This is a genomic window from Nocardia sp. NPDC046473 (assembly GCF_040645995.1).
GTDB lineage: Bacteria > Actinomycetota > Actinomycetes > Mycobacteriales > Mycobacteriaceae > Nocardia.
Genome location: NZ_JBEYZJ010000011.1, coordinates 93,176 through 119,406, shown reverse-complemented (window position 1 = coordinate 119,406; position 26,231 = coordinate 93,176). Strand labels below are relative to the sequence as shown.

Annotated in this window: 20 protein-coding genes; 7 read left to right on the top strand and 13 right to left on the bottom strand. The window is 66.3% G+C overall.

Annotation, left to right across the window (positions count from 1 at the left end; all coding sequences use genetic code 11):
* Positions 1-46: 46 nt before the first annotated feature.
* The 6 genes from ABZ942_RS35855 to ABZ942_RS35830 all read right to left on the bottom strand — a co-directional run bounded on the left by ABZ942_RS35855 (position 47) and on the right by ABZ942_RS35830 (position 6,228).
* Positions 47-472, bottom strand: coding sequence for a FixH family protein (locus ABZ942_RS35855; RefSeq protein WP_357390062.1), 426 nt, complete (start codon positions 470-472; stop codon positions 47-49).
* Entirely contained in the window at positions 469-2,073 is a 1,605-nt protein-coding gene (locus ABZ942_RS35850) for a hypothetical protein (RefSeq protein WP_357390060.1), read from the bottom strand. The genes ABZ942_RS35855 and ABZ942_RS35850 overlap by 4 nt, the downstream gene beginning before the upstream one ends.
* 201 nt (positions 2,074-2,274) lie before the next feature.
* The gene (locus tag ABZ942_RS35845) at positions 2,275-2,940 is read right to left on the bottom strand and encodes a VC0807 family protein (protein WP_357390058.1); all 666 of its coding nucleotides are present in this window, start codon (positions 2,938-2,940) and stop codon (positions 2,275-2,277) included.
* Between the two features lie 17 nt (positions 2,941-2,957).
* Positions 2,958-3,587: a TetR family transcriptional regulator gene (locus tag ABZ942_RS35840; RefSeq protein ID WP_357390056.1), complete on the bottom strand. Its 630-nt coding sequence runs from the start codon at positions 3,585-3,587 to the stop codon at positions 2,958-2,960.
* Between the two features lie 90 nt (positions 3,588-3,677).
* Complete coding sequence (locus ABZ942_RS35835) at positions 3,678-4,832, bottom strand: GGDEF domain-containing protein (protein WP_357390054.1); 1,155 nt, start codon at positions 4,830-4,832, stop codon at positions 3,678-3,680.
* A gap of 151 nt (positions 4,833-4,983) precedes the next feature.
* A complete protein-coding gene (locus ABZ942_RS35830) occupies positions 4,984-6,228 on the bottom strand; it encodes an alkane 1-monooxygenase (protein WP_357390538.1) in 1,245 nt (414 codons plus the stop codon).
* Between the two features lie 277 nt (positions 6,229-6,505).
* Between ABZ942_RS35830 and ABZ942_RS35825 the strand changes: the two genes are divergently transcribed.
* Both ABZ942_RS35825 and ABZ942_RS35820 read left to right on the top strand, forming a co-directional pair.
* Positions 6,506-7,174 carry a GntR family transcriptional regulator gene (locus tag ABZ942_RS35825; protein ID WP_357390052.1) on the top strand — a complete coding sequence of 223 codons (669 nt, stop codon included), beginning with the start codon at positions 6,506-6,508 and terminating at the stop codon, positions 7,172-7,174.
* 26 nt (positions 7,175-7,200) lie between these two features.
* The gene (locus tag ABZ942_RS35820) at positions 7,201-8,208 is read left to right on the top strand and encodes a 1-aminocyclopropane-1-carboxylate deaminase (protein WP_357390050.1); all 1,008 of its coding nucleotides are present in this window, start codon (positions 7,201-7,203) and stop codon (positions 8,206-8,208) included.
* Positions 8,209-8,214: 6 nt separating this feature from the next.
* Here the strand turns inward: ABZ942_RS35820 and ABZ942_RS35815 are convergent, their stop codons facing one another.
* The 5 genes from ABZ942_RS35815 to ABZ942_RS35795 form a co-directional block, all read right to left on the bottom strand.
* On the bottom strand, positions 8,215-8,754 hold the full coding sequence (locus tag ABZ942_RS35815) for a DUF779 domain-containing protein (protein ID WP_357390048.1): 540 nt from the start codon (positions 8,752-8,754) through the stop codon (positions 8,215-8,217).
* Positions 8,755-8,791: 37 nt separating this feature from the next.
* Entirely contained in the window at positions 8,792-10,315 is a 1,524-nt protein-coding gene (adh, locus tag ABZ942_RS35810; RefSeq protein ID WP_357390046.1) for an aldehyde dehydrogenase, read from the bottom strand.
* A gap of 64 nt (positions 10,316-10,379) precedes the next feature.
* The gene (locus ABZ942_RS35805) at positions 10,380-11,675 is read right to left on the bottom strand and encodes a transcriptional regulator (RefSeq protein WP_357390044.1); all 1,296 of its coding nucleotides are present in this window, start codon (positions 11,673-11,675) and stop codon (positions 10,380-10,382) included.
* 131 nt (positions 11,676-11,806) lie between these two features.
* Entirely contained in the window at positions 11,807-12,919 is a 1,113-nt protein-coding gene (locus ABZ942_RS35800) for a TerD family protein (protein WP_357390042.1), read from the bottom strand.
* A 176-nt stretch (positions 12,920-13,095) separates the two neighbouring features.
* Complete coding sequence (locus ABZ942_RS35795) at positions 13,096-14,718, bottom strand: acyl-CoA synthetase (protein ID WP_357390040.1); 1,623 nt, start codon at positions 14,716-14,718, stop codon at positions 13,096-13,098.
* Between the two features lie 125 nt (positions 14,719-14,843).
* On the opposite strand from ABZ942_RS35795, the gene ABZ942_RS35790 reads away from it, so the two are divergent.
* On the top strand, positions 14,844-15,269 hold the full coding sequence (locus ABZ942_RS35790) for a nitroreductase family deazaflavin-dependent oxidoreductase (RefSeq protein WP_357390038.1): 426 nt from the start codon (positions 14,844-14,846) through the stop codon (positions 15,267-15,269).
* Positions 15,270-15,273: 4 nt separating this feature from the next.
* On the opposite strand, the gene ABZ942_RS35785 is transcribed toward ABZ942_RS35790, so the two are convergent.
* A complete protein-coding gene (locus tag ABZ942_RS35785) occupies positions 15,274-15,552 on the bottom strand; it encodes a hypothetical protein (RefSeq protein WP_357390036.1) in 279 nt (92 codons plus the stop codon).
* 196 nt (positions 15,553-15,748) lie between these two features.
* Here ABZ942_RS35785 and ABZ942_RS35780 point away from each other — a divergent pair, with 196 nt between their 5' ends.
* The 4 genes from ABZ942_RS35780 to ABZ942_RS35765 all read left to right on the top strand — a co-directional run bounded on the left by ABZ942_RS35780 (position 15,749) and on the right by ABZ942_RS35765 (position 25,133).
* Positions 15,749-16,603, top strand: coding sequence for a tryptophan 2,3-dioxygenase family protein (locus ABZ942_RS35780; protein WP_357390035.1), 855 nt, complete (start codon positions 15,749-15,751; stop codon positions 16,601-16,603).
* A 4-nt stretch (positions 16,604-16,607) separates the two neighbouring features.
* The gene (locus ABZ942_RS35775; protein ID WP_357390033.1) at positions 16,608-17,843 is read left to right on the top strand and encodes an aminotransferase class V-fold PLP-dependent enzyme; all 1,236 of its coding nucleotides are present in this window, start codon (positions 16,608-16,610) and stop codon (positions 17,841-17,843) included.
* Positions 17,824-18,699, top strand: coding sequence for a PaaX family transcriptional regulator C-terminal domain-containing protein (locus tag ABZ942_RS35770; RefSeq protein WP_357390031.1), 876 nt, complete (start codon positions 17,824-17,826; stop codon positions 18,697-18,699). The genes ABZ942_RS35775 and ABZ942_RS35770 overlap by 20 nt, the downstream gene beginning before the upstream one ends.
* 167 nt (positions 18,700-18,866) lie before the next feature.
* Positions 18,867-25,133 (top strand): amino acid adenylation domain-containing protein, encoded by a 6,267-nt coding sequence (locus tag ABZ942_RS35765; protein WP_357390029.1) that lies wholly within the window; start codon positions 18,867-18,869, stop codon positions 25,131-25,133.
* Here ABZ942_RS35765 and ABZ942_RS35760 read toward each other — a convergent pair.
* Entirely contained in the window at positions 25,080-26,201 is a 1,122-nt protein-coding gene (locus ABZ942_RS35760) for a lipase family protein (protein ID WP_357390536.1), read from the bottom strand. The two genes, ABZ942_RS35765 and ABZ942_RS35760, sit on opposite strands and share 54 nt — an antisense overlap.
* Positions 26,202-26,231: the final 30 nt, after the last annotated feature.

Here is a 26,231-nt window from a genome sequence, read left to right as displayed (position 1 = left end):
GTCCCTCCTCTGTAGTGCTCCTGCGGTTCGTGCGTGCGACCCGGGCTCAGCCGCCGACCCACAGTGGCAGGGTGATTTGGTCGACGCCGTTGTGTGCGTCGATGGACAGCCGTAGTTCCCAGGGGCCGGTCATCATCAGTGAGACCGCCGGAGCATGAAAGCGACCGGACCCGTTGGCAGCGGCCGAGATCGGCGCTCCGGCATGGCCCATCAGCGGCTGGATAGCTTGAACCTGTACTGCCGCATGGTCTATCGGAGCGCCCGCGCGGTCGGTGACGGTCACATCGACGGCGGTGTCGCCGAGCCGGAGACTGTCGATGGTGACGGTGACAAGGTGTTGCGGCGTACCGGTTTTCAGCACTACCGGAGCAGGCGGACTAGGCCGCACCAGCCATCCGATGACGGCGATTACGACCACGACACCTACCGCGGCGACAACACGAAACGAACGTCGACCGGTGAACGCGCTCATCGCTGGACCCCCGCGACATCGAGCACCACAGGAACTGTGAGCAGCGTGTAATTGCGTTCGACCTGGATCCAGAGCCGGTACCGGCCCGCGACAGGGAATGTGAAGGTGAACGGTACGTCGGGCCCGAACGCAGCCACGGTTTCGTCGGGCGGACTCTCACCGTTCACGGGTGGCATGAGCATGACCCCGCGTCCCGAGCCGGCCGCGCCCATCCCGTGCATCCCGCCCATTCCCGACATGTCGTGCGCGCCACTCATCCCCGGCATGTCCGGCATCGACGACGGTCCCATCGAATGCGCGTGACCCCAAACAGCCGAGTTCTGCACAGCCGCAGCGATATCCACGGTGCCGTCCGGCACCGGCCCCGCCATGATCAGGTGCCCGACCATGCCGAGCCACGGTTGCAGATCGGAGGTGTCACCGACCTCGGCGGTGATGGTCGTCGGCGTCCCCACCACCGCGTCGGTTGTCTTGACGGTGATGGCGTTGCCATCGAGAACCAGCGCAGCGGATTTGTCGCCGCCACCGAGATGCAATGGGGCACTGGATATCCGAGGCGCGGCGTTCGCATCATTCGGCATGGCGGTGAACCCGGTTGCGGCACGCACCATCTGGACACCACCACCACGGCGAGCCAACTCGGCCGACAGCGCATAACGACCAGGCTCGGGAGCGGTCAGATGAACCTGATACCGGCCGGGCCCGGTCCGGATCGGATGCAGGTGCGACAGTCCACCACTCGGGCCGACCACCAGCAGGTGCACCAGCGCACTGTCGTGCACGAGCAGATCATCCACCGCCGCCCCGGTAGCCGCGTCGAGCAGCACGAGATCGAAATCGCCTGGCCGCCCGGAAGTTACCGTCCCTTCGACGGTGAGCAGAACAGGAGGCCGGGAATAGTCCGAAATCAACGGCTGGTTCAACGAATACGGATCGGTGACGTTGTCCACCGTCGGGTCCAATTGACTACCGGGTTGCGGCGGCAGCGGCAACGATGCCGACAGCAGTGCCGCGGTCACCGACACGGCAACCCCCGCCACCATCCCACCGGCCGGAATCAACGCCCACGCACTGTGCCGAGCCCGCATCGCGATCAACACCGAAACCGGCAGCAGCACACCGGCCACCAGGAAACCCAGGTAGACCAGCCGCTCCGGCGGCGAGGTGACCTGCGCGGGCACCACGAACGGAATCCGCGCCACCCGCGCTCCGTCGCCGATCGACAGTTCCCAAGGACCTGGCCGGTCCATATCGAGGGTGGCCGAGTACATCCCTGACGTGCCACCGAGTTCGACAACGGCCTCGGCGGTCGGCACGCCCGGCGCAGGCAGGTCCGAACCGGCTCCCGTCGGCGTCACCGCGAGCGTGAGCTTCCCCGCGGCGGCGCCCGCGTGCGTGACCACGTCGACGCGCAACGGCCCAGGCACACTGGTCACCCGACGCAGCACGATCGTCAATTCCCGATCGCCGAGCGTCTGCGCGACCGAAACATCCGCGCCCGCAGCAGCGGAATCCGCCGACGCGGGCGCCATCCCCACCGAAGCCAGCAGCAGCCACAGCCCGGCAACGAGCAGGACGCGAGCAGCGCGGGTGATAGGCACGACCGCCATGGTAGGGAAGTGATCCCATGAGTTCATCACCTCCTGAGGGGACCTCCCGTACCCCGCTGGAGTGATGCCGCAGTGGGGGAAGTCCCGGAGAATGCCTGCCTACCCGCGGCCCTCAGCGGTTTGCCGGAGCAACTCGACCAGCGGCGGCAGGCGCGTCCAGCAGTCGGTCGAGCCCGTCCATCAGGTCTGAACTCAGGCCTTCAGACCGTGTTTGGTGACGTAGATGTTGTGGAACACAAGGACTGCGCCGAGCACCACCAACCATTGCAGGGTGCTCACCAGCGGTATCGCGTCGATCGGCAGGGTGTAGGCGAGCAGCACCCGCACCAGGGCGTCCAGCGTGAAGGCGGCGCCCCACACCGCGGTCAATACCCGCAGGTTGCTGCGGAATCGGGAGTCGTTGTCCCAGCGGGCATCCCACTGGCGGTAGCCTTCCTCGCCGATCTTCGCCGTGACGATGGCGCGGGACGCGGTGCGCATGAACGGACGTTGGGTCAGCAGGCTGCCGAGCATCCACAGGCCGACCACCCCGAAGATCCAGCTGTCGCGCACCAGCAGCGTGCGGGGATCGCCGGTCACCAGGGTCATCAGCGTGCCGACCACGATCATCGAGAGGGTGAACAGCGCGAACGCTTCGATGCGGCGTTCGCGAATCGCATGGTAGGCAACAATTCCCGCGATGAGCAGCGCGGGCGCGATCAGCGCCAGCCATGGGTTCACCCCGGCCGCGCGTAGGGCGTAGTAGCCGCCGAGTGGGAGCACCAACTCGACGATCAGCTGGCGCAGCAGGTGCCGGCGGACGGCGGCACGTTTCTGTTCCGGTGTGGGTTCGGCGGTGAGTACCTGTGGTGCATTCATCTCGGCTCCGGTGTTGATCACGATTGCTTACGGGTGGCGCGTTCGAAGAGGTCGGCCAGTTCACGGGCGCAACCGGCGGCGTCGAAGTCGGCATCGTCCCCGGCGCGGGCGACGGCCGCGTCGCGAGCGGACCGAATGGCGAGCGCCATGATCGCGGGATCGAAGGACCGAAATTCCCCGGCCCGCTGCCCTTCTCGGAGCCACGCCTCCTGGCTGCGGGCGATTTCATCGACCGTCTCGATCAGACCCAACGTCTGCGGGTCGCCCGGCCGGGCATTGGCGACGATGCTGGCGAGCGCCCGCTGATGGGTGGGGTACTCGTCGAGCAGGGCAAGGTTGGCGGCGAAGTACGCGCGCAGCGCGGCCAGGTAACCGGCCTCGCGCTCGAGCTTGGACACCACGAATTCGGTGTTCACCCGCACGATTTCGTCGGCGACCTCGCGAATCAGGTCGTTCTTGCCGCGAAAGTGGTACGAGATCATGCCGGTGCTGCTCAGCCCCGCCTGCTGCGCGATCTTCGCGAACGAGGTGTTCGGCAAGCCGTGCTCGGCGATGACGTCGATCGCGGCCGCCACGATCTGCGCACGCCGCGCCGCCTCGGTGAACGTACGGCCCGATTGCTTATCCGAGCCACTATTTGCTTGCATGAGCAAAACTGTAGCTCGTCTTGCTTACGCGAGCAAGGATTAATTCAGGTGAGCAACATCGGATTCAGTACGTGCGCGAGTGCCGGTCGATCATGTCCGAATCGCGGACCGAGCCTGCGCCGCCCTGGCAGGCTCAACGACCACGTTGTCGGGCTCGGCGATCACGACAGTGTTGCCGCCCAATTGTTTTGCCTGATACATGGCCGAATCCGCGCGGCGGAACAACTGACTCGGCATGGTGTCCCGCTCACCGGTCCCCACAGATTCACACACCGCGGCCCCGACGCTGACGGTGATCGCGATCGGCAGATCGGACATCGTCTCGACCGCGCGCCGCGCCCGCTCGGCCACGGCACCGACGACCTCGTCACCCAGGAAGCCCACGATCGCGAATTCCTCACCGCCCGTACGCGCGACGACAGCACCGGGCAGCGCGGCGGACCGCAGGCATTCGGCCGTACGCACCAGCACCTCGTCGCCGAAAGGGTGACCGAAGGTGTCATTGACGGATTTGAACCGATCCAGATCGAGCGCCACGACATACACGTCACCACGACCGCAGGATCCGACGAATCGCGCGAGGTACGAGTCGAGGCCGCGCCGATTCAGCAGCGTGGTCAGCGGATCCGACAGCGCATCCAGCCGCAGTAGCCAGTGACAGAACTGGACGATGGGAAGCACAACCGCGATCACCACGAAATTGCACACCACCACCCCGGCGCCGAGGGCGAAATCTCCGGTCCCACGCCCGGCATGCGGAAAGCCGATGACCATCATGCTCGCCAACACCACGTTCGCCAGCAGTGACCAGCCGATGTGCACGGCCAAGACCCGCGGACCGTGGAAGATCGTCACATATCCCCCGGTCGTCACCAGCAGAACGACGCCCTGCAGACCGAAGAGCCGGTCCCGGACCAGCACGTTGTTGGCGGCGATCGCGACATCGATCGCCGCGACCCAGGCGAGCGACTCCAGCTCCCCCGGCCACGGTAACGTCCACCAACGCAACGCCCACACCCCGGCGAGTACGGCCGCGGCAGCCGCCTGCAACTGTCCCACCGGCCCGGTCTGCCCCACCTGTGACACCACGGCCAGCACCGTGATCACGACCATCCCGATGCCCCCGCAGCCGACCATGAACTTCAGCGGGCGCAGCGCCGAATGGGATTCGAGCGTCTGAAGCAACCAGCGGTAATCCACCCGGTCGTTCCACCATGCTCGAACCATGGGTTGGATAACGGCCATCGAGTTACCGCCTTATGTCGGCAAACGGTCACCTATCGTCATAGATGCTGATGACAGTAAGCGACACAGCCCACTGGACGCACTAGTTACTTCGAGGCAACAAGCCGTCGCAGAGCTGTTACCGGTCACAGTCGGCCACTACGGGTGCGCCTTACGACGGCACGAGGCCGTCTACGGCCGGCGCGGCCGTCCCCGCCGGCCGCTCGAGCTGTCGGCCGCCAACCCCACTCAAGTGGTTCAGTTCGCTGCGTCCATGGGCCGCCAGGATCTTGGCTCGTTTACTGGGCTGGATATTGGCCTTGGTGATATCGCCGTCGTAGTGCGCGAGCACCCGCGGGTCCATCACGCGCCGCCACAGTGGCGGAATCGCCGCGCACACGACCATGGCGATGTATCCGGCCGGCAGCCGTGGCGCCTCGTCGGAATTGCGCAGCGTCTGATACCGACGTCCGGTATTGATGTGGTGATCGCTGTGCCGCTGCACATTGAAGATGAAGAGGTTGGTGACCAGCCAGTCGCAGTCCCAGCTGTCCTTGGGCGAGAAGCGAGCCCACGAACCGTTGGGTTTGCGCTCACGTAGCAGTCCGTAGTGCTCGATGTAGCCGATCGTCTTGAGCAACCCCATGCCGAGCGCTGCCTGTATCAACAAGTACGGCAAAATGCGCCAGCCGAATACGGCGAGCAGTCCGCCGAACAAGACTACGGTAATCGACCATCCCTGCAGGATTTGGTTGTGAATACTCCACCACCCCTGGCCTTTTCGGCGTAACCGCACCCCTTCCAGCTCGATCGCGGCACGGAAAGCGGTGACCAGATAGCGTGGCAGGAATTCCCAGAGCGACTCACCGAACCGCGCACTCGAATGATCGCCGGGCGTGGCCACCCATACGTGATGTCCGCGATTGTGTTCGACGGTGAAGTGACCGTAACCCGACTGTGCCAAGGCGATTTTCGACAGCCACCGCTCCAGTTTCTCGACCCGATGCCCCAACTCGTGGGCGGCGTTGATACCGATAAAGCTCACGAAGCCTACCGTCACCGCCAGGCCCAGTTTGTCCACCACACTCAACTCGTGACCGGACCACATGGCGCACGCGACAACCAGGCCGATCAGCTGGACCGGCAGGAACAGGAACGTGCACCACCGGTAATACCGGTCGTGCGACAGCACCTCATAATCCTCGTCGCGCAGATTATTGCCGTCCTCCCCCACCATCCAATCCAACACCGGGATAACGACGAACACGATGATCGGACCGCTCCACCAGAAGAGCGGAGAACCCGTGCGCAATACCAACTGAGAGGGCAGCAGCGCGGTCGCCGGTGCGATGAAACCTAAAATCCATAGGTGACGCTTGGGATCAGGTGACACCAAGCGTTTGCCCATTATTCGCATGTCTGCCCTTGGATGCGACTCGAAGCTACATTTCGGATGCGCGAAGCATAGGACGAGACCGCAGGTGGTGCCGTCCAAGACCTTTCAGTTAAGACCCACCTAAAAACCATCACGGGAATTCTGCGCTCGGTACTCACCGTGGCTTAAATCGATTGTCACCAGCAGCACGCTGAGGACTCATCAACCTTGCGGCCCCGCTGTGTGACGCCTGAGGTTTGCTGAGCGATGCGGGGAGGAAACCTTGACAACCACCCTGCGGTGGCATGCAATATATTGCATGCCGGTCCCGCACAACGAAGGTCTCGTCGCCCGATCACTGCTTCGGGAGAACGCCTATCGCGCGATTCGGGACGCCATCGTCGACGGCACCCTCGCGCCCGGCGAACGCCTCAACGACAGTGACCTGGTGAAATGGCTCGGCGTCAGCCGCACACCGGTGCGCGAGGCGCTGATGCGACTGGAGCAGGCGGGTTTGGTGCAGACCAAACCCGGCCGCTACACCATCGTCAGCCCGCTGGACGTCCGCGCGGTCCGCGCCGCTCAATCGGTCACCACCGCCATGCACGAGCTCGCCGTCCGCCAGGCCCTCCCCAACCTGTCCGCCGGCGAATTGGCGGCCATGCGCGAGGCGAACACCCGATTCGCGGAAGCCTTGCGCCGCAACGATGTCGACGCCGCGATCACCGCCGACGACGACTTCCACGGCGTCCCGGTCACCGCCAGCGCCAACGACGCCCTCCGCAGCGTCCTCGAACAGTTCACCCCGGTGCTGCGCCGCGTGGAACGCTTGCGGTTCTCCTCGCTGAGTGGCCGCAGCTCGGTGGCTCAGCACGACCGCATCATCGCGCTGTGCGAAGCCCGCGACGTCGAAGGCGCGGTGGCAGGCACAAGGGCGAACTGGCAGACGCTGCTGCCGCTGCTCGAAAACCTCACTCCCGGAACGTAATAACGCCGCTACCCCAAGGAATCACCATGCCACTCGACACCTTCGAGCGTTATCCCCTGCTGTTCGGGCCGAGCCCGATCCACCCACTGGACCGGCTCAGCGACCACCTCGGCGGCGCTCGCATCTGGGCCAAGCGCGAAGACTGCAACAGCGGTCTGGCCTTCGGCGGCAACAAGACTCGAAAGCTGGAGTATCTGGTACACGACGCGCTGAGCAAGGGCGCGGACACCCTGGTCAGCATCGGCGGCGTGCAGTCCAACCACACTCGGCAGGTGGCCGCGGTCGCCGCCAAGGCGGGCTTGAAAGCCGTTCTCGTCCAAGAGAGCTGGGTCGACTGGCCGGATCCAGGCAACGACAAGGTCGGCAACATCCTGCTGTCCCGCATCATGGGCGCCGACGTGCGACTGGTCCAGGCCGGTTTCGGCATCGGCTTCAAGGACAGCTGGCATCAGGCCCTCGACGATGTCCACGCCGCGGGCGGCACCCCGTACCCGATCCCGGCCGGCGCCTCCGACCACCCGCTCGGCGGCCTCGGCTTCGCCAACTGGGCTTACGAGGTGCAGCGACAAGAGCGCGAGCTGGGCGTCTTCTTCGACACCATCGTGGTCTGCAGCGTCACCGGCAGCACCCAGGCGGGCATGATCGCGGGCTTCGCCGGGCAGGATCGCCCGCGCCGGGTGCTCGGCATCGACGCCTCGGCAAAGATCGCCGAAACCCACGCGCAGATAGCGAAAATCGCCCGCGGCACAGCCGAACTCATCGGCCTCGGGCGCGACCTGCGCGACGACGAGATCACTGTCCTCGACGGCTGGGCCGGTGACCGCTACGGCATCCCCGTCCAATCCACCATCGACGCCATCCGGCTCACCGGCAGCCTCGAAGGCATGATCATCGACCCCGTCTACGAGGGCAAGTCCATGGCCGGTCTGCTCGACCTCGTGCAAAACGGTGAAATCCCAAAGGATTCCACCGTTCTGTACGCGCACCTCGGCGGCCAGCCCGCCCTCAACGCCTACAGCGGCGTCTTCTCCTGATCGAACTCAGCGCACGGTCGGTGGCGCGGGCACCGGGCACGCGTCCACCGCCTCCGCCACCACCTGAGCGGAATCCGGCACCGGCGGACGAACGCCCTCGGCGTAGTCAGCCCCGACCACCGGTGGCGCGAGTTCTAGCGCCTCGTTCTCGTCAGCGGTGAAAGCTCTTGCCCGGCTGAGGAATCGCCATCCCTCGGGCGCTTCCAGACTGAAACCACCGCCTCGGCCGGGGACAACATCAAGGACGAGTTGCGTGTGTTTCCAGGCCTGGAACTGCGATCCGGAGATCCACACCGGCACGGCGTCGAGGTCGGCGGACGGCAGACTCGCCGGCGCCTCCCCCACCGCGAGACGCAGATCGAGGATGCCGAGCAGGATGTCACGATCGCCGACGATGAACTCTCCCAACGGATAACACATCGGCGACGACCCGTCGCAGCATCCGCCGGACTGGTGCATCATCAGCGCACCGTGCACGTCGCGGAGGCGGCGCAACAGCGCCGCCGCCCCCACGGTCGCGACCAAACGGGGCGGGGCGACACTCACCGTGACGCCCGTTCCCGCTGCGCCATGTTGCCCGGCATCAGAAGAATCCCATGGCCTTCGGCGCGTAGCTCACCAGCAGGTTCTTCGTCTGCTGATAGTGATCCAGCATCATCTTGTGGTTCTCCCTGCCGATACCGGACTGCTTGTACCCGCCGAACGCCGCGTGCGCCGGGTACTGGTGGTAGGTGTTGGTCCACACCCGCCCGGCTTGGATGTCGCGGCCCGCGCGATACGCCGTGCCGCCATCGCGCGACCACACGCCCGCGCCGAGGCCGTACAGGGTGTCGTTGGCGATCGAGATGGCGTCGTCGTAATCGGTGAACGAGGTCACCGAGACCACCGGCCCGAAGATCTCCTCCTGGAAGATCCGCATCGCGTTGCGGCCGGTGAAGATGGTCGGCTGCACGTAGTAGCCGCCGTTCAGGTCGCCGCCGAGCATCGCGCGCTCGCCACCGGTCACCAGCTGGGCGCCCTCGCCCTTGCCGATCTCGATGTAGGACAACACCTTTTCCAGCTGATCGTTGGACGCCTGCGCGCCGATCATCGTCTCCGAATCGAGCGGATCACCTTGGCGCACCGCCTTGGTCCGCAAGGCGGCCAGGTCGAGGAAGCGGTCGAAGATGTCGGCCTGGATCAGCGAGCGCGACGGGCAGGTGCACACCTCGCCCTGGTTGAGCGCGAACATGGTGAAGCCTTCCAGGGCCTTGTCCAGGAAGTCGTCGTCGGCGCTCATTACATCGGAGAAGAAGATGTTCGGGCTCTTGCCACCCAATTCGAGGGTCACCGGGATCAGGTTCTGCGACGCGTACTGCATGATCAGCCGACCGGTGGTGGTCTCACCGGTGAACGCGATCTTCGCGATCCGGTTGCTCGACGCGAGCGGCTTGCCCGCCTCGACACCGAAACCGTTGACGATGTTGACCACGCCGGGCGGCAGCAGATCGCCGATGATGCTCCACAGGAACAGGATCGAGGCGGGTGTCTGCTCGGCGGGCTTCAGTATCACCGCGTTGCCCGCAGCCAGCGCGGGCGCCAGCTTCCAGGTCGCCATCAGAATCGGGAAGTTCCACGGAATGATCTGCCCGACCACGCCGAGCGGCTCATGGAAGTGGTAGGCCACGGTGTCGCTGTCGATCTCCGACAGCGAACCCTCTTGTGCGCGAATGGCTGCGGCGAAGTAGCGGAAGTGGTCGACGGCGAGCGGAATGTCGGCGGCCAGCGCCTCCCGGATCGGCTTGCCGTTGTCCCACACCTCGGCGACGGCGATCGCCTCGAGGTTCTCCTCGATCCGATCAGCGATCTTGTTCAGGATCACCGCGCGCTCGGCGGGCGAGGTCTTGCCCCAGGCCGGTGCCGCGGCGTGCGCGGCGTCGAGCGCGAGCTCGATGTCCTCTGCGGTGGAACGCGCTATCTCGCAGAATGTTTCACCGGTGATCGGGGTCGGGTTCTCGAAGTACTGGCCCTTGACCGGCGCAACCCACTGGCCGCCGATCCAGTTGTCGTAGCGTGGCTGGAAGCTCGTCGGGGACTCCGGCGAACCAGGACGTGCGTATACGGTCATCGAATCTCCTAGCGTTCACGGCGGTACTCACTGTGACCTACGACACTAGGACGTCAACGTTGCATCAACGTTGGGAATGGTTCGACCGGTCGCCGAGTTCCTGATCCAGCATGCCGATCTGTGCCGCCACTTGGGCATACAGCGACGAATCCCGGTCGAGCGAGGCCAGATAGGCCGACCACGCGCCGCGGTCCTCGCGTCCATCGACCGACGAGATCCACCAGCCGAGGATCGCCGGGTCCCTGGAGGTGAGGACGGCCGCGCGCATCCGTGCCCGCAGCGATTCGCGGACCCGGCCGACGCCGGGTGCCCGTGAGGCAGGCAGCAATTGGCCGCGGTAACGCGCCACTGCCGCGCCGATGTCGCCGCGGCGCAGGCTGCGCCGCAACTCGCCGACATCCGAATCGAGTTCCGTCAGTAGCCGATAGGGTCGCGAACCCAATGCGGTGCCGCCGAGAATCCTGCGCAGGCGCGAGATTTCGGCGCGCACGGTGACGGCGTCGAGGTCTCGTTCGTCCAGCAGTACCGCGATGTGCTCGGTCGCGAGTCCTTCCGGATGTTCCATCAGCAGCAGCAAGATCTCCGAGTGCCTGCGCGACAAGGCGATTCGCTCGTTGCCGAACAGGAGCGCGGGTTGTGATCCCAGCAGCTCCACCCGCGGTGCCGTACGCACGGACACCGGATGCGCCCGAAGTTCGGACTCCGCGACGGCGACCGTCGCCCTGATCAGCGAAAGCACTTCCGGCACAGCAACCCGAGGACCGCCGGTGATATCGATCGCGCCGATGATCCGGCCGGTCGCCGGATCATGCACCGGCCCCGCCGCACAGCTCCACGGATGAACCAGTCTGCTGTAATGCTCGGCGCCGAAGATCTGCACGCAATGATCAAGTGCCAGTGCCGTTCCGGGGGCATTGGTGCCGACCGCGGCTTCGCTCCAGTCCGCGCCGTCGACGAAGTTCATGCCCGCCGCCCGGTCCTTGGCCGCCGAATCGCCCTCCACCCACAGCAATCGGCCGTGCGCGTCGCTCATCGCGATCAACAGCCCGGTGTCCCTGGCATCTTCGACGAGCAGGGTCTGCACGACCGGGCGAACCGACGCCATCGGATGCGCGCGCCGATGCCGCTCCAATTCGATTCCGGTCAGCGACGTCCGCCCGATCTGCCGATCGGGATCGATGCCGTTGCCGCGACTGCGCACCCAGGACGCCTCGACCACCCGCCGCACCGACGCCGGCGCCGCACCCCGCTCGACAAACGATTCATGCGCGGCCGACACATCCGTGCCCACCTGCTCGGCATCCTCGTCCGGGCGCAGCGCTGCCCACGGGTTCACCCGAATATCCGCACCGCCGGCCACGCCTTCCATCCTCCTCGGCAATTCCGCCCCGATCAACGCACCGACCGGGTCCGACCCCGACGCTACCGACCGCGCAGGCAGTATCGGTCCGTTCGACCGAACGCCGTTGCTGCAGCGCACCGAACTGCGACTCAGAGGTAGGGGGTGATCTGTTCGGCGGCCTCTACGGGGTGGCCCGCTTGGATCGGGGCGCCGACGGGGTGGAACTTCCAGATGTCGGCCTCGCGCTGCACCTTCGCGACCACCATGCCGGTGTGCCTGCCGCCCACGCGGAGATTGCCGCCGGTCAGTTCGACGTTGGTGGTGCCGTCGACCAGGCGCCAGAAGGCGTTTCGCACTCGTTCGAAGGTGTGTCCCGCGTAGGAGGTCACGACGAAGACGACGGTCGAGGCCTCGGGTGACAGCAGGGTGAGATCGACGTCGATCATCTCGTTGTCGCCGTTGCCCGAGCCGGTGAGATTGTCGCCTTGATGACGGATCGAGCCATCCTTGGAGGACAATTGCCCATAAAAAGCAGCATCCATGAGTTCGCAGCCGGAAAAGACCAATGCCGATGCGTCGAGGTCGATATCGACTTCGCGTAGTCCGAATCGCCCCGGTTCACGAACCGGGTCCCAGCCCAATGCCATTTTCACATGCGACAATTCGGCGCCGCCCGGTTTACGCAGCGCCATTTCCTTGTTTGCGCCGAGCATGCCTGCGTCATGCGGGGCGGGCTGACGCACCGGCGGTTTCGGGGTGCGCCCCACCGCGACGCCGTGTGCGGTAACCAGGGTTGCGAAACCGCTGTGGTAGCCGTGTCCGAGGGGACGGAGCAGCCAGTCGGGGCCCGACCGATCGAAGTCCATGGCGACGACCGTCGATTCGGGTCCGAGGTCAGCAACGACGTACTCGCACAGTCGGTTCCCCGCGGCGTCATCGATCCGCAGCTCAGGGGCCGGGTATTCGCTCAGGTTGTCCTGCTGGTCATCGAGCGCGACGACGACTCGGACATGTTCGATGTCGGCGGGAATCGCGCGCAGGTCGATCGCCAACGCGCTGGGCCGACCTTCCTCGCCCGGCAGCAGTCGAACACCTTGCCCGAGCGGCTGGTTGTAGAAGACCAGATCCGCGTCCGCACGCACCATGCCGTCGGTGGTGAGCAACAGTGCGGACAGATCGACGGCCGCGCTGTGCCGGACCGAAACAACGATGTGCTCGGCTTCGAGCACATTTACCTGCCCCCGAGCCAGTTGCACGGTCATTCATCACACACTACAAAAACAATCGCCGAATACCTGGAACGGCACGCGTCTATTACTGCGGTTGAGTAACATATTCGGCGGGCCGGCGATGAATTAACGATGATTACCGGCCGACACCGACCGGATGCCGAAAACGATAGCTTTCAGCGGCGCCCGGTCGCGCCGGCACCCGTCGATCAGCGCGGCGAGCGCACCTGCTCGGGATGCTCGGCGACGTGCTTCTTGGCCGCCGGATAGTTGGCTTTGCCGCTCGGTTGCCGCATCACCTCGTCGACGATCCAATAGCGACGCGGCACTTTGTAACCCGCGATCTTCGTGCGCACGTGCGCGTCCAACTCTGCCAGATCGAGCCGAATTCCCTTGCGCGGTGCGACGACTGCCGCCACGGACGCACCGAAACGCTCGTCCGCGACGCCGACCACCAGCGCGTCGAACACCTCGGGTGACGACTTCAGCGCACCCTCGACCTCCTCCGGATAGACCTTCTCCCCACCGGTATTGATGCATTCCGAGCCGCGTCCGAGCAGGGTGACGGTGCCGTCCTCCTCGTAACGGGCGTAGTCGCCGGGCACGACGTATCGGGTGCCATCGATCTCGACGAAGATCGTCTCGGTCTTCGCCGGGTCCTTGTAGTAGCCGATCGGCACGTGCCCCCGGCGCGCGATCCGGCCGACCACGCCCGGCTTCGGCTCGATCAGTGCGCCGTCCTCATCGATCAGCGCGGCCTGGGCGTTGAACTTCACCCGGGGCCCCTGCGTGTGGTCGGAGTCCTTGGTGACCACCCCGAGTCCGGTACCTCCGCTCTCCGAGGAGCCGATCACGTCGGTGATGAACAGGTTCGGGAACAGCTCGAGGTACTGCTGCTTGAGCGAATGCGAGAACAGCGCCGCGTTGCTGCTCAACGCCCACAGCGCCGACACGTCGTACGGGCGCTCGCGGTAGGCGTCGAACAACGGCCGGGCCATCGCGTCGCCGGCCACGGCGAGCACATTGACCTTGTGCCGCTCGACGGCCCGCCACACCTCGTGCGCGTCGAACTGCGGCACGAAAACCACTGTGCCGCCGGAGTTCAGCGCGATGAACGACGCCCACTGTGCCGCGCCGTGGATCAGCGGCGGCAGCGGCGCCATGACGATGCCGGTGGGTCCGGACTTCGCGCCGTCGGCCAGTTCCCACTCGTCGGCGACGTACTCGCCGGTGACGTGGTTGATGCCGCCGCCGAGGGTGCGCCACACATCCTCGTGCCGCCACATCACACCCTTCGGGAAGCCGGTGGTGCCGCCGGTGTACAGCAGGTAGAGGTCGTCGGAGCTGCGTTCCGGGAAGTCGCGCACCGTCGCCTCGTTCGCCAGCGCCGCCTCGTATTCGGTACCGCCGTAACGGCGGAAGTCCCGGTCGGTGCCGTCCTCGATGACGATGACGTCGGTGAGCAACGGAGTGTGCGGCAGCACCTCGGCAACCACGTCGGCGTAGGCGCGTTCGTGGATCAGCGCCTTCAGATCCGCGTTGTCGGCGATGTAGCGCACCTCGTCGGCGACGTAGCGGTAGTTCACGCAGACCACCGCCGCGCGTAGCTTGTAGGCCGCGAACATCGCCTCCAGCGCCTGGATGGAGTTCCGCGAGTACACCCCGACATGATCACCCTTGCCGATGCCACGCGAGGCGAGGTGATGCGCGAGTTGGTTCGCGCGTTCGTCCAGCTCGCGATAGGTGACCCGACGGTCCTCGCAGATGACGGCGATGCGGTCGGGCACCGCGTCCACCGCGTGCTCGAGAAGGTCTGCGACGTTGAAAGCCATGACCGTCAAACTAGAACTTGTTCCAGTTCTACACAACGAAACCGGCACGGGCAGGCCGATGTCGGCAGCTTCCTGTCACGATTCGCCCGAACGCCACACCGCGAAGATCGACATAAGCTGGTGCCATGTCGATTCAGAACCAAGCCGAACGAATCTTCGCGGGCCTCAACGCATCTCTCTATCGGGTCAGCGGCGGGAAACTCGGCGGCAAGATGGGGCAGGCACCGATCCTGTTGCTCAACACCGTCGGTCGCAAGTCGGGCCAGCGGCGCACCTCGCCGCTGCTGTATCGGCAGGACGGCGACCGCTACCTGATCGCCGGGTCGCATCGCGGTGCCGAAAAGCACCCCGCGTGGGTGCTGAACCTGCGCGCGAATCCCGACGCGGAAGTCGAGATCGGCAAGAAGACCATCCCGGTCACCGCCACCGAGCTCCCGGCCACCGAACGCGACGCCGCCTGGGCCGAGTTGGACGCCATGTACGCCGGCTACGCGAATTACCGCGGCAAGACCGACCGAACCATTCCCATTTTCGCCCTCACCACCCGCTGAGCCGTCACACCCTGGTCAGCATGGCCTCGCCGACCCGAGGCGATGATGTCGTGCCTGCGAGAATGCCCAGCTCGGCCGCGCGGACGCCGAGCTGGAAACGCGTCGCGACCCCGAGGCGTGTCATCACCTCCGCGACGTATCTGCGGTAGGTCCGCAGCGAGACCGAAAGTCTGCGTGCCGCAGCCTCATCCTTCAATCCCGCACTCATGGCAGTGACGACCGCGACCGTCAACGCATCGAATGCGCGGTCGCCTCGGGTGGCCGGTGGCAATTCAGATGGCATGTCCCCTCCATGACGTCGCACTTTTCTCAATCAAGGAGGTACACCGACAACGTCGATCATGGACAGGCGAATCCCGGTCACCAGACGCCGACGAGCCCCGATGCGACAGTTGCCCAACCATGACACACACCTGGCGTGCGTCACGATAGTGTCATACGGTGGGGTGAAGGCCGCACCCTACTGAGGGGGACTCCGCATGACCGTCGAGCACAACACCCGCGCACTCGAACACGACATCGTCACCGACTTCAGCTCACGTCTGAGCTATGGCGGCTATCTCGACCTGGACACGCTGCTCAGCGCGCAGCATCCGGTGAGCAGGCCACAGCATCACGACGAGCTGCTGTTCATCATCCAGCACCAGACCACCGAGCTCTGGCTCAAACTGGTGCTGCACGAAACCCGGGCGGCGCGGGCGGCGTTCGAGGCCGACGACATCGGCGTCGCGCTCAAATGCATTGCGCGCGTGAAACATATCCAGAAGACACTCACTGAGCAGTGGTCGGTGCTCGCGACCCTGACGCCTACCGAGTACGCCCAGTTCCGCGAGGTGCTCGGCAACTCGTCGGGTTTCCAGTCGTATCAGTACCGCGCCGTGGAATTCGTGCTCGGCAACAAGAACGCCTCGATGCTGCGGGTCTTCGAAGCGGATCCCTTCGCACACAAGGAGTTGCACACGCTGCTGCACGAACCGAGCCTGTATGACGCGTTCTGGCAGCACGCCGCACGGATCGGCCTGGACGTGCCGCGCTCGACGCTCGATCGGGACGTGACGAAGGCCTATGTCCTCGACCCCGACCTGCTTCCCCTGGTGAAGTCCATTTACGAAGCGCCGGAAGAGCATTGGTCGATCTACGAGACGTTCGAAGAGCTGGTCGACCTGGAGGAGAACTTCCAGCTGTGGCGGTTCCGGCACCTGCGCACCGTGCTGCGCACCATCGGCATGAAGCGCGGGACCGGTGGATCCAGCGGGGTCGGCTTCCTGCAGCGCGCGCTCGACCTCACCTTCTTCCCTGAACTGTTCGCTGTACGCACCGAGATCGGACGCTGATCACATGACCGCCGCACCGCTCGACTTCGCCACGCGCGCAAAGGCTCTCGACGAATCCGACCCGTTGCGCGACTACCCGAGTCGCTTCCTCGGCAGCGAGGACCCCGAGATCGTCGCCTACCTCGACGGCAACTCACTCGGCCGCCCCACCCGGGCGACGGCCGAGCGTCTCGCCGCCTTCATCACCGACGCGTGGGGCGGCCGACTGATCCGCGGCTGGGACGAGCAGTGGTTCGACCTGCCGCTGACGATCGGCGAGCGGATCGGTGCGTCGATACTCGGCGCCGCGGCCGGCCAGACCACGATCGGCGACTCGACCACCGTGCTGCTGTACAAGATCGCCCGCGGCGCCCTCGCGCTGCGGCCGGGGCGCACCGAGATCGTGCTGGACCGGGACAACTTCCCCACCGACCGCTACCTGCTGGAGGCGATCGCCACCGAGCTCGGGCTGACGCTGCGGTGGATCGAGCCGGAGTTCACCGGTGGCGTCACCGCGCAGGAGGTGGCCGAGGCGGTCTCCGGACGCACCGCCCTGGTGGTGCTCAGCCATGTCGCCTACCGGTCCGGGTACCTGCTCGACGCGCCCGCCATCTCCGCCGTCACCCACGAAGCCGGTGCGTTGCTGCTGCTCGACCTGTGCCATTCCGCGGGCGCGGTGCAGATCGAACTCGATTCCTGGGCAGTCGATTTCGCGGTCGGTTGCACCTACAAGTACCTGAACGGCGGTCCCGGCGCGCCCGCGTTCGGCTACGTGCGCGCCGAGCACCTCGCCGAGTTCACCCAGCCGATCTGGGGCTGGATGGGGCGCGAGAGCCCGTTCGAGATGGCACAGGGATATCTTCCGGCGCAAGGGATCCGGCGGGTCATCAGCGGAACGCCCGCGATCATCGGCATGCTGCCAGTCCAGGACACCCTCGATCTGATCGAGGAGGTCGGCATGGCGGCCGTGCGCGCGAAGTCGGTCGCGCTCACCGAGTTCGCGCTCGAACTCGTGCGAACCTGGCTGCTACCGCTCGACGTTGCGGTATCGTCGCCCATCGACCCGGCCCGCCGTGGTGGCCATGTGACGATCGACCACCCCCAGTTCAAGGAGATCACCGCGCGACTCTGGCAACGCGGCGTCATCCCCGATTTCCGTCCGCCGCAAGGCATCCGGATCGGCCTGAGCCCACTCAGTACCACCTACGCCGAGGTGCTCGCCGGGGTGGCGGCGATCCGCGATGAACTCACCCCGCGCTGACCTCGCGGGGGCCGTCCTCGACGATATCGATTCGCGGCCGGGCAGCGCGACCTCGCTCGCCCGGACCGTGCTCGGCGCCTACGTCCGCGACCTGGGTGGTTGGATCGCCATCGCCGACTTCAGCGGATTGCTGGCCGGGCTGGGGGTGCCGGAGCAGAGCACCAGGACGGCGGTCACGCGGCTGAAGAGCAAGGGGGTGCTTGCTGCCGAATCCCGTGGTGGGCGTAGCGGATATCGCATCACCGACGCCGCGGAGGCGATGTACTCGCGCGGTGATCCGCGCATCTTCGGCTTCCGGCAGATGGGCGACGGCGAGGCCTGGCATCTGATTTCGTTCGGTATTCCCGAGTCCCAGCGCGCCGCACGACATCAGCTGCGCCGTCGGTTGTCCTCGATCGGCTGCGGCACCGTTTCCGCTGGCTTGTGGATCTGCCCGGAATACCTGGCGGCGGAGGCGTCCGCGATCGTCTCGGCACTGGCGCTCGACGAGTACGTGACATCGTTTCGCGCAACGGAACTCCAGGTCCCCGATACGCTGCGCGCCGCGGCGGCGCAATGGTGGGATCTGGCTGCACTCGCCGATCGGCACCGTGCGTTCCTCGAACACCACCGCGACATCCTCGCCCTCGAAAGCCGCACCGGTCGGCAGGCCTTCGATCGTTTCGTGCCGCTGCTCGACGAGTGGCGCATCATCCCCTATCTTGATCCCGGTCTCCCCGAGGAGATGCTGCCCGCCGACTGGCCCGGACTGGACAGTGTGCGGCTGTTCGCCGATGCGCAACAGCGCTGCCTGGAACCGAGCCGCCGATGGGTGCGGTCGAGCGTCGGAGACGCATCGATAAACGTAGGACTATAATCCTCCGAATTCGAAACCTCTTGGCACCCAATGCCGTAAAGTCTGGCTCCGCGCCGAGCGACCGGGCTGAGCACGTGCGTGTATAGGTGTCTTCTCAACGGTGGTGAACCCAACGGCGGCGTTATACCATCAGGCCCCTTTGTCACTTCGGATGGCGGGACCAGAGCTTGACCAGTGGTATTCAGCGGACCCCCTCGTCCGCTCGTCGTGCGCGTTCCCGCCGAACGTCGGCGTCGCACTCGCCAACGCTCGCCGCGCTGCTCGCCGCGGCGGTGGAGCGCAACCCCGACGGGGTTGCCGCGGTCTGCGGCGACAGCTCGATCACCTACCGCCAACTCGATGCGCGCTCATCACAATTGGCTCGAACCTTGCTGGCGATGGGGGCCGGTCCGGAGACCATGATCGTGGTGGCATTGCCGCGCTCGATCGACTCCGTACTCGCGGTGTGGGCCGTCGTGAAGACGGGTGCCGCGTTCGTGCCGATCGATCCGGGCCTGCCGCGCAGGCGCATCCAGTTCCAGGTCTCCGATTGCGCCGCCGAAATCGGGCTGACCACCAGCGAATACGCGACCGCGCTGCCCGCAGGCGTGCGCTGGCTGGCAATCGATGATCCCGAGTTCGTCGCGCTCACTGCAACGGAGTCGGCCAACCCCATCTCCTATCTGGATCGTCCTGCGCTGCTTCGTATTTCGAATACGGCCTACCTGATCTACACCTCCGGCTCGACCGGTCGTCCGAAGGGTGTCGCGGTAACCCACGCCGGTCTCGCCGCGTTCTGTGCTGAGCAGATCGCCAGATACACACTCACTCCGTCAGCGCGCACACTGCACTTCGCGTCACCGAGCTTCGACGCCTCGGTGCTCGAGCTGCTGCTCGCCGTCGGCTCGGCCGCCACCATGGTGATCGCGCCGCCGACGGTCTACGGCGGGGCCGAGTTGGCGAGTGTGATTGCGCGACACGAGATCAGCCATGCCTTCATGACGCCGTCGGCGCTGGCTTCGCTCGAGCCGACCGGGCTCGACCTGCTGCGGGTGGTGGTCGTCGGCGGCGAAACCTGTCCCGCTCCCCTGGTTCGCCGCTGGGCGGTGCCCGGTCGCCGATTCTTCAACGGTTACGGACCGACGGAGACCACCATCATGGTGGCGATCAGTGCGCCGCTGTCGCCGGATCTTCCGGTGACCATCGGGTCGGCGCTGTCCGGTATGAACTGCCGCGTGCTCGACAAGCGGCTGCGTCCGGTCGGCCTCGGCACCGCCGGTGAGCTGTATGTCTCCGGTCCCGGCCTGGCCCGCGGCTACCACGCGCGCGCCGGCCTGACGGCGCAGCGTTTCCTGGCCGACCCGCACGGTGCGCCCGGCACTCGGATGTATCGCACGGGCGACATCGTCCGCCGCGGCACCGAGGGCGACCTCGAATACTTGGGCCGCACCGACGATCAGGTCAAGGTCCGTGGCTTCCGGATCGAGCTCGGCGAGATCGAATCGGTGCTGGCGCGGCAATTGGGGGTCCGGGTAGCGGTCACCGTCGACCGCAAGACCCCGGCGGGAGAGACGGCGCTCGCCGCCTACGTCCAGGCCGAGCCGGGCTACCTACTCGACACCGATGAACTGGCGAACGCGATGGCGCGGCAACTGCCGCAGTACATGCTGCCCACCTCGATCACCATCGTCGATCGGATTCCGCTGACACCCACCGGAAAGGCGGATCGGGCGGCCTTACGCCTTCGCGCAGTCGATCAACTCGCCTGCCGGTCGCTGTCCGGCCCCGGCGAGGAGTTGATCGCCGAGGTGTTCGCTCGGGTCTTGGGTCAGCAACAGCTGGGCGCTGACTCCGATTTCTTTGCCTCGGGCGGTAATTCGCTGCTCGCCACCCAGGTCGCCGCCCGGCTGAGCGAGACGTGGCAGGCGCAGATTCCGACCCGGCTGCTGTTCGACCATCCGACCGTCGCGGCGTTGGCGAAGGCGATTCAGGCACAGCGGTTCGACAAGGGCCGACCGGCGCTACTGGCCCGGTCGCGGCCGGAGCGGGTGCCGTTGTCGCCCGCGCAACTTCGGTTCTGGCTGCGCAATCAGTTCGACCCGACGTCGTCGGTGGACAATATCGGCTTCGCCTTGAACATGTCCGGTGACCTCGATGTCGAGGTGCTGCGCGCGGCCTTCGCCGACACCGTTGCCCGTCACGAGATTCTGCGCACGATGTATCCCGCCGACGCCACCGGTCCGCGCCAGCAGGCGCTCGAAACAGCCAGTGTCGTTGCCGATTTCGCCGTCGAGGAGATGCTGACGGCGACCCCCGACGCGGTGGCCGAACGCATTCGCGCCATCCTGTGGCGTGGGTTCGACGTGTCGACCGAAGTGCCGCTGCGGGTTCGGCTGCTGCGGACGCCCGGCGAATACGTGCTGGTGTGCGCGGTGCACCATATCTGCGCCGACGGATCCTCGCTGGCGCCGCTGGCTCGCGATATCGCCGTCGCCTACACCGCGCGATCCGCGGGCACCGCCCCGATGTGGCGGCCACTGGATATCCAGTACGCCGACTACGCCCTGTGGCAGCAGGCTTTGCTCGGCTCCCGCGACGACCCGGATTCCATACTGTCCCAGCAGCTTTCCTACTGGACCACAGAATTGGCCGGGCTGCCGGACGAGCTCGACCTGCCGACCGATCGACCGCGACCGAGCACCGCGTCGTTGCGGGGCGCGGCGACCCAGCGGCCGGTGTCCGCCACACTGCACCGCGAATTGCTCGGCGTCGCCCGCGAGCACAAGGCGACGCTGTTCATGGTGATGCGAACGGCCCTGGCCGTCCTGCTTTCTCGGTTGTCCGGCAGCACCGACGTCGCCATCGGTGTGCCGATGACCAACCGCGCCGAGGCCGCCCTCGATGACCTCGTCGGCATGTTCGTCAACACGACGGTGTCACGGACCCGGATCGACCTCGGTGAGAGTTTCACCGCGCTGCTCGATCGGACCAGGGACCGGGATCTGGTGAACTTCGCCCATTCCGAGGTGCCGTTCGAGCACGTCGTCGACGCGGTCAACCCGGTGCGGTCGCCGGGACGGCATCCGCTGTATCAGGTCGGTTTCGCGTTCCAGAACTTCGGCAAGGCCAGCCTCGAGCTGCCCGGCCTGACGTTCTCCGGGCTCGATATCGACACGCGAACGGCGAAGACGGATCTGCATATCGCGGTGGTGGACGAGCACGGCGCCGACGGCACGCCCGGCCAGATCATCATCCGGTTCAGCTACGCCACCGACCTTTTCGATGAGCCGACGGTGCTGCGGTTCCTCGACGCCTATATCCGGGTGTTGCATCAGGTTGCCGCCGATCCGGTCGGCGCGGTCGGTGACATCGACATGGTGCCCCCGCAGGAACGGCGGCGGATCGAATCCTGGTCGACCGGTGGCGATCACGCGGTCGCGTCCGAAACCCTCGGTGCGGCACTGCAGCGCAATGCCGCGGCCACTCCGGATGCCACGGCCCTGATCTTCGGATCAGAGCGCCTGACCTACGCGCAGTTGCAGGACAGGTGTAACCGGTTGGCGCGGTGGCTGATCGGGCAGGGCGTCGGTCCGGAGACCGTTGTCGCGGTGGCGATGCGTCGGTCTATCGATCAGGTTGTCGCGCTGTGTGCGGTTGCCGAGTCGGGTGGCGCGTGGGTTCCCATCGATCCCGAGCATCCGGCCGAACGGATCGGCTACGTGCTGGATTCCGCAGCGCCACGGTGCGTGTTGACCACTACCGGAGACGCATTCACGGTTACCGCCGCGCATGCTGTCGACACCCTCGATCTGACACAGCTGGACCCCGCACCCGTGCGCGCGGACGAGCGGCGCGTGCCGCTGCGTGGCGACCATCCTGCTTACGTCATCTATACCTCGGGTTCGACCGGGCGCCCGAAAGGTGTTGTGGTCAGCCACGAAGCGATCGTCAACCAGCTCGACTGGATGCAGCAGCGGTACGACGTCGAGCCCGCCGACACCTATCTGCAGAAGACACCGGCAACCTTCGATGTGTCGCTGTGGGGATACTTCCTGCCGCTGCGTGCGGGTGCCCGGATGGTGCTCGCCGGACCGGACGAGCATCGCGATCCAGCGGCGCTGTGCGGGCTGATCGCCACGCACCGGGTCACGCTCACCGATTTCGTGCCCACCATGCTGACTACGTTCGCCGGTCATGCCACCGCCGCCGAAGTGGCCTCGCTGCGCGCCGTTTTCGTCATCGGCGAGGCGCTCGCGCCCGAGACAGCCCGGGCATTCGCCGCGATCAGCTCCGCCGAGGTGCACAACCTGTACGGCCCGACGGAGGCCGCGGTCAGCATCACCGAGCACCGCTTCGACCCGGCCGATCCGGCGCCCGCGGTGCCGATCGGTGTGCCGGAATGGAATTCGCGGGCCTTCGTGCTCGACGCCCGGCTGCGGCCGGTGCCGGTCGGCGCGGTCGGCGAACTGTATTTGGCCGGAATCCAACTCGCGCGCGGCTATCACGGCGCGCTCGGGCTGACCGCCGGACGCTTCGTCGCGAACCCGGCCGAGCGCGGTGCGCGGATGTATCGAACCGGGGATCTGGTGCGCTGGAACGCGCGCGGGACCCTGGAGTACCTCGGGCGCAGCGACTTCCAGGTGAAGGTGCGCGGGCATCGCATCGAACTCGGTGACATCGAAACCGCACTGCTCGCCGATCCCGCGGTCGGGCAGGCGGCGGTCGCGGTGAAACCGTCCGACACCGGTGACCGTCTCGTCGGTTACGTCGTCGCGGCTCCCGACGCCGAGGTAGACCCGAATACGCTGCGGCAGTCGATATCTCGCATGCTGCCTGCCTACATGGTGCCGTCTGCGGTGTTGTTCCTCGACGCGCTGCCGGTCAATACCAGCGGCAAACTCGACCGGGCGGCACTCCCCCAGCCGGTGTTCGCCTCGCGGAACGGCGTCGCCCCGTCGACAGTGCTCGAGATAGCCATCGCGGACGTGTTCGCCGAGGTTCTCGACGTGTCCCCGATCGGGGTGACCGACGACTTCTTCGAGCTCGGCGGCTCCTCGCTGATGGCTTTCACGCTGCATCAACGGCTTTCGGCACGGCTGGACCTCGACGTGCCGATGTCGGCGCTGCTCACCACGCCCACCGTGCGGGGCCTCGCCGCACATCTCACCGGCACCGCAGCGCAGACCCCGGCGGTATCCCCGGCGGAGGACGCCGTACTCGACCGCGACATCGATGGTCACGGTTGCCTGCCCGTGTACTGCGGACCACGAAAGGAGGTGCTGCTGACCGGCGCGACCGGCTTCCTCGGCGCTCACCTGCTGCGGGAGCTGTTGGAGCGCACCGACGCACAGATCAGGTGCCTGGTCCGGGCCGACACCACCGAGCAAGGCGCCGACCGGATTCGGCAAGCCCTGCACCGCTATCAACTGTGGAACGACGCTACCGCGGCTCGGATCGTCGCTGTCCCAGGCGATCTCGCCGCGCCTCGACTAGGACTCGCCGAGACCGACTACCACCACCTCGCCGACAGCATCGACGTCATCCTGCACAACGGCGCCCGGGTCAACCACATCGACCCGTATGCACGGCTGCGCACCGCCAACGTCGAAGGCACCCGGGAGGTTCTCCGGCTCGCGACCACCCGGCGGCTCAAGCCGGTGCACTTCGTCTCCACCCTCGGTACCACCGTCCCCACGACGGTGGCACCGGGCGTCATCGAAGAGAACGTCCGGCTCGAAGCCGACCAACTGCCCGACAACGGCTATGTCGCGTCCAAGTGGGCCGCCGAGGAACTGGTCCGGCAGGCGGGCGAACGCGGCATCCCGATCGGCATCTACCGCCCCGGAACCATCTGCGGCGACCCGAAAGTCGGCCGCAACAGCGCCGATGACTCGTTCTGGAACATGATCCGCGCCGCCGCCATCCTCGGCCTGGCGCCGGACGTCGGCGACGCGACCATCTCCCTCATCCCGGTGACCTACGTGGCCCGCGCCATCGTCGAACTCACCACCCGACCGCAGTCGGAATCGGTGTACCACCTGATCAACAAGACCCCGGTGACGGTAGCCGACATCTTCACCTGCCTGCGCTACCACGGCCTCCCGGTAACCATCGCCCCACTGGACACCGTCCGTGCCGCCCTCGCCGAAGAATCCCACCGCCGCAACACCATCGGCGACGACTCCCTCGTCCGCGCCGCCCTCCTGAGCACCAACTACCTCGGCCTCGCCAACCTCGACTGGAGCGACACCCACACCCGAACCGCACTGTCCGACACCGGCATCACCTGCCCACCGATCACCGAGGCCGCCCTCGACGCCTACATCAGAGAGTTCATCACCTCCGGCTTCCTACCGTCCGGCCGCACTCCCGGCGCGGTGCTACGCCCCAGCGACGTGAGTTCAGCAGGTGGTCGGCCCGGGGTCGGCACCGGCCAGGACGGCGGTCAGCCATAGCACCGATGGTTCATAGCCGACCAGTTCGGCCGAAATATGCTCTGTTGCAGGCACTCTGAAGAAGCGGAGGTTTGCTCCTGCGGCGCAGTACCGTTGGACAACGGGCTCGATGGCGGCGATGGGGATGATCGGGTCGGTGGTGGAGTGCCACATGGCAACCGGCATGTCGGGGGTGCCGCCGTAGCCGAGACTGTCTCGGTGCAAGGCGGTTTGGATGTCGGGGTCCAGGAACGCCTGCTTATCCTTCAGGTAGTTCTTCAGTGGTCGCCAGGCGCCCGTGGCGGCGGCGGTGTAGAGGCATCGGTGTTCGATGTCGCCGACCATGGTCATGCCGTCCGCGGTGAGGAACTTGTCGAGCGGGATCAAATCCGGGTATTCCCTGGACAATCCGATCAGCCAGATCCAGCCGACGAAATCGGCCTGTCCGGCGATACCGGGACCCGCGTCCATGGCGAACATGGTCATCGCGTGTTTGTCGCCGGGCACGCCGCCCTGGGCGCTGCCCTTGATCGGTAGTTCGGGGGCGTAGCTGCGGTGCAGCTCGGCCGCCCACCCGGTCGCGCTGCCGCCGCCGGAGTATCCCCACAGCCCGATGGGCGAATCGGCCAAGCCCAGATCGGCGCGCCGGGTCGCGCGGACACCGTCGAGCACCATCCGGCCCTCGCTCGGCGCCAGGGTGGTGTCGGTCTTGCCGTTGAAATCGGGGACCGACACCGCCATGCCCTCGCCGAGGAACTGCAGCAGCAGCTGAGTTTCCTTCATCGTGCCCGCGCGCACGGTGTGCGAGGGGTTGCACGCCGGATCCAGGCCGTCGATCGCCTCCTGATACGAGATGACCGGGCGCGGACTCGGACCTAGCCACGGGATACCCGGGATCATCACGGTGGTCGCGGTGACGATCGGCCGGTCGAGACTGTCGGTGCTGCGGTACAAGACCTGTTCGGTGTGCACCGGCGGCCACGGCAGCCCAAGCAGATAGCTGGTCACCACGCGCTTGCGGATCACGTCACCGTTGGCGTAGCGGCCGAGATCGGCCGGGTCGTCGAACCACCGATCGTCTTTGGGCATCGGCACCGGAATGACCGAGTAGATATCGGT

Excerpts from the sequence above, each read along its gene's own strand:
- ABZ942_RS35855 (WP_357390062.1), bottom strand. The coding sequence starts at position 472 with ATGAGCGCGTTCACCGGTCGACGTTCGTTTCGTGTTGTCGCCGCGGTA.
- ABZ942_RS35845 (WP_357390058.1), bottom strand. The coding sequence starts at position 2,940 with ATGAATGCACCACAGGTACTCACCGCCGAACCCACACCGGAACAGAAA.
- ABZ942_RS35840 (WP_357390056.1), bottom strand. The coding sequence starts at position 3,587 with ATGCAAGCAAATAGTGGCTCGGATAAGCAATCGGGCCGTACGTTCACC.
- ABZ942_RS35835 (WP_357390054.1), bottom strand. The coding sequence starts at position 4,832 with ATGGCCGTTATCCAACCCATGGTTCGAGCATGGTGGAACGACCGGGTG.
- ABZ942_RS35830 (WP_357390538.1), bottom strand. The coding sequence starts at position 6,228 with ATGCGAATAATGGGCAAACGCTTGGTGTCACCTGATCCCAAGCGTCAC.
- ABZ942_RS35825 (WP_357390052.1), top strand. The coding sequence starts at position 6,506 with ATGCCGGTCCCGCACAACGAAGGTCTCGTCGCCCGATCACTGCTTCGG.
- ABZ942_RS35820 (WP_357390050.1), top strand. The coding sequence starts at position 7,201 with ATGCCACTCGACACCTTCGAGCGTTATCCCCTGCTGTTCGGGCCGAGC.
- adh (WP_357390046.1), bottom strand. The coding sequence starts at position 10,315 with ATGACCGTATACGCACGTCCTGGTTCGCCGGAGTCCCCGACGAGCTTC.
- ABZ942_RS35800 (WP_357390042.1), bottom strand. The coding sequence starts at position 12,919 with ATGACCGTGCAACTGGCTCGGGGGCAGGTAAATGTGCTCGAAGCCGAG.
- ABZ942_RS35795 (WP_357390040.1), bottom strand. The coding sequence starts at position 14,718 with ATGGCTTTCAACGTCGCAGACCTTCTCGAGCACGCGGTGGACGCGGTG.
- ABZ942_RS35790 (WP_357390038.1), top strand. The coding sequence starts at position 14,844 with ATGTCGATTCAGAACCAAGCCGAACGAATCTTCGCGGGCCTCAACGCA.
- ABZ942_RS35785 (WP_357390036.1), bottom strand. The coding sequence starts at position 15,552 with ATGCCATCTGAATTGCCACCGGCCACCCGAGGCGACCGCGCATTCGAT.
- ABZ942_RS35780 (WP_357390035.1), top strand. The coding sequence starts at position 15,749 with ATGACCGTCGAGCACAACACCCGCGCACTCGAACACGACATCGTCACC.
- ABZ942_RS35775 (WP_357390033.1), top strand. The coding sequence starts at position 16,608 with ATGACCGCCGCACCGCTCGACTTCGCCACGCGCGCAAAGGCTCTCGAC.
- ABZ942_RS35770 (WP_357390031.1), top strand. The coding sequence starts at position 17,824 with ATGAACTCACCCCGCGCTGACCTCGCGGGGGCCGTCCTCGACGATATC.
- ABZ942_RS35760 (WP_357390536.1), bottom strand. The coding sequence starts at position 26,201 with ATGCCCAAAGACGATCGGTGGTTCGACGACCCGGCCGATCTCGGCCGC.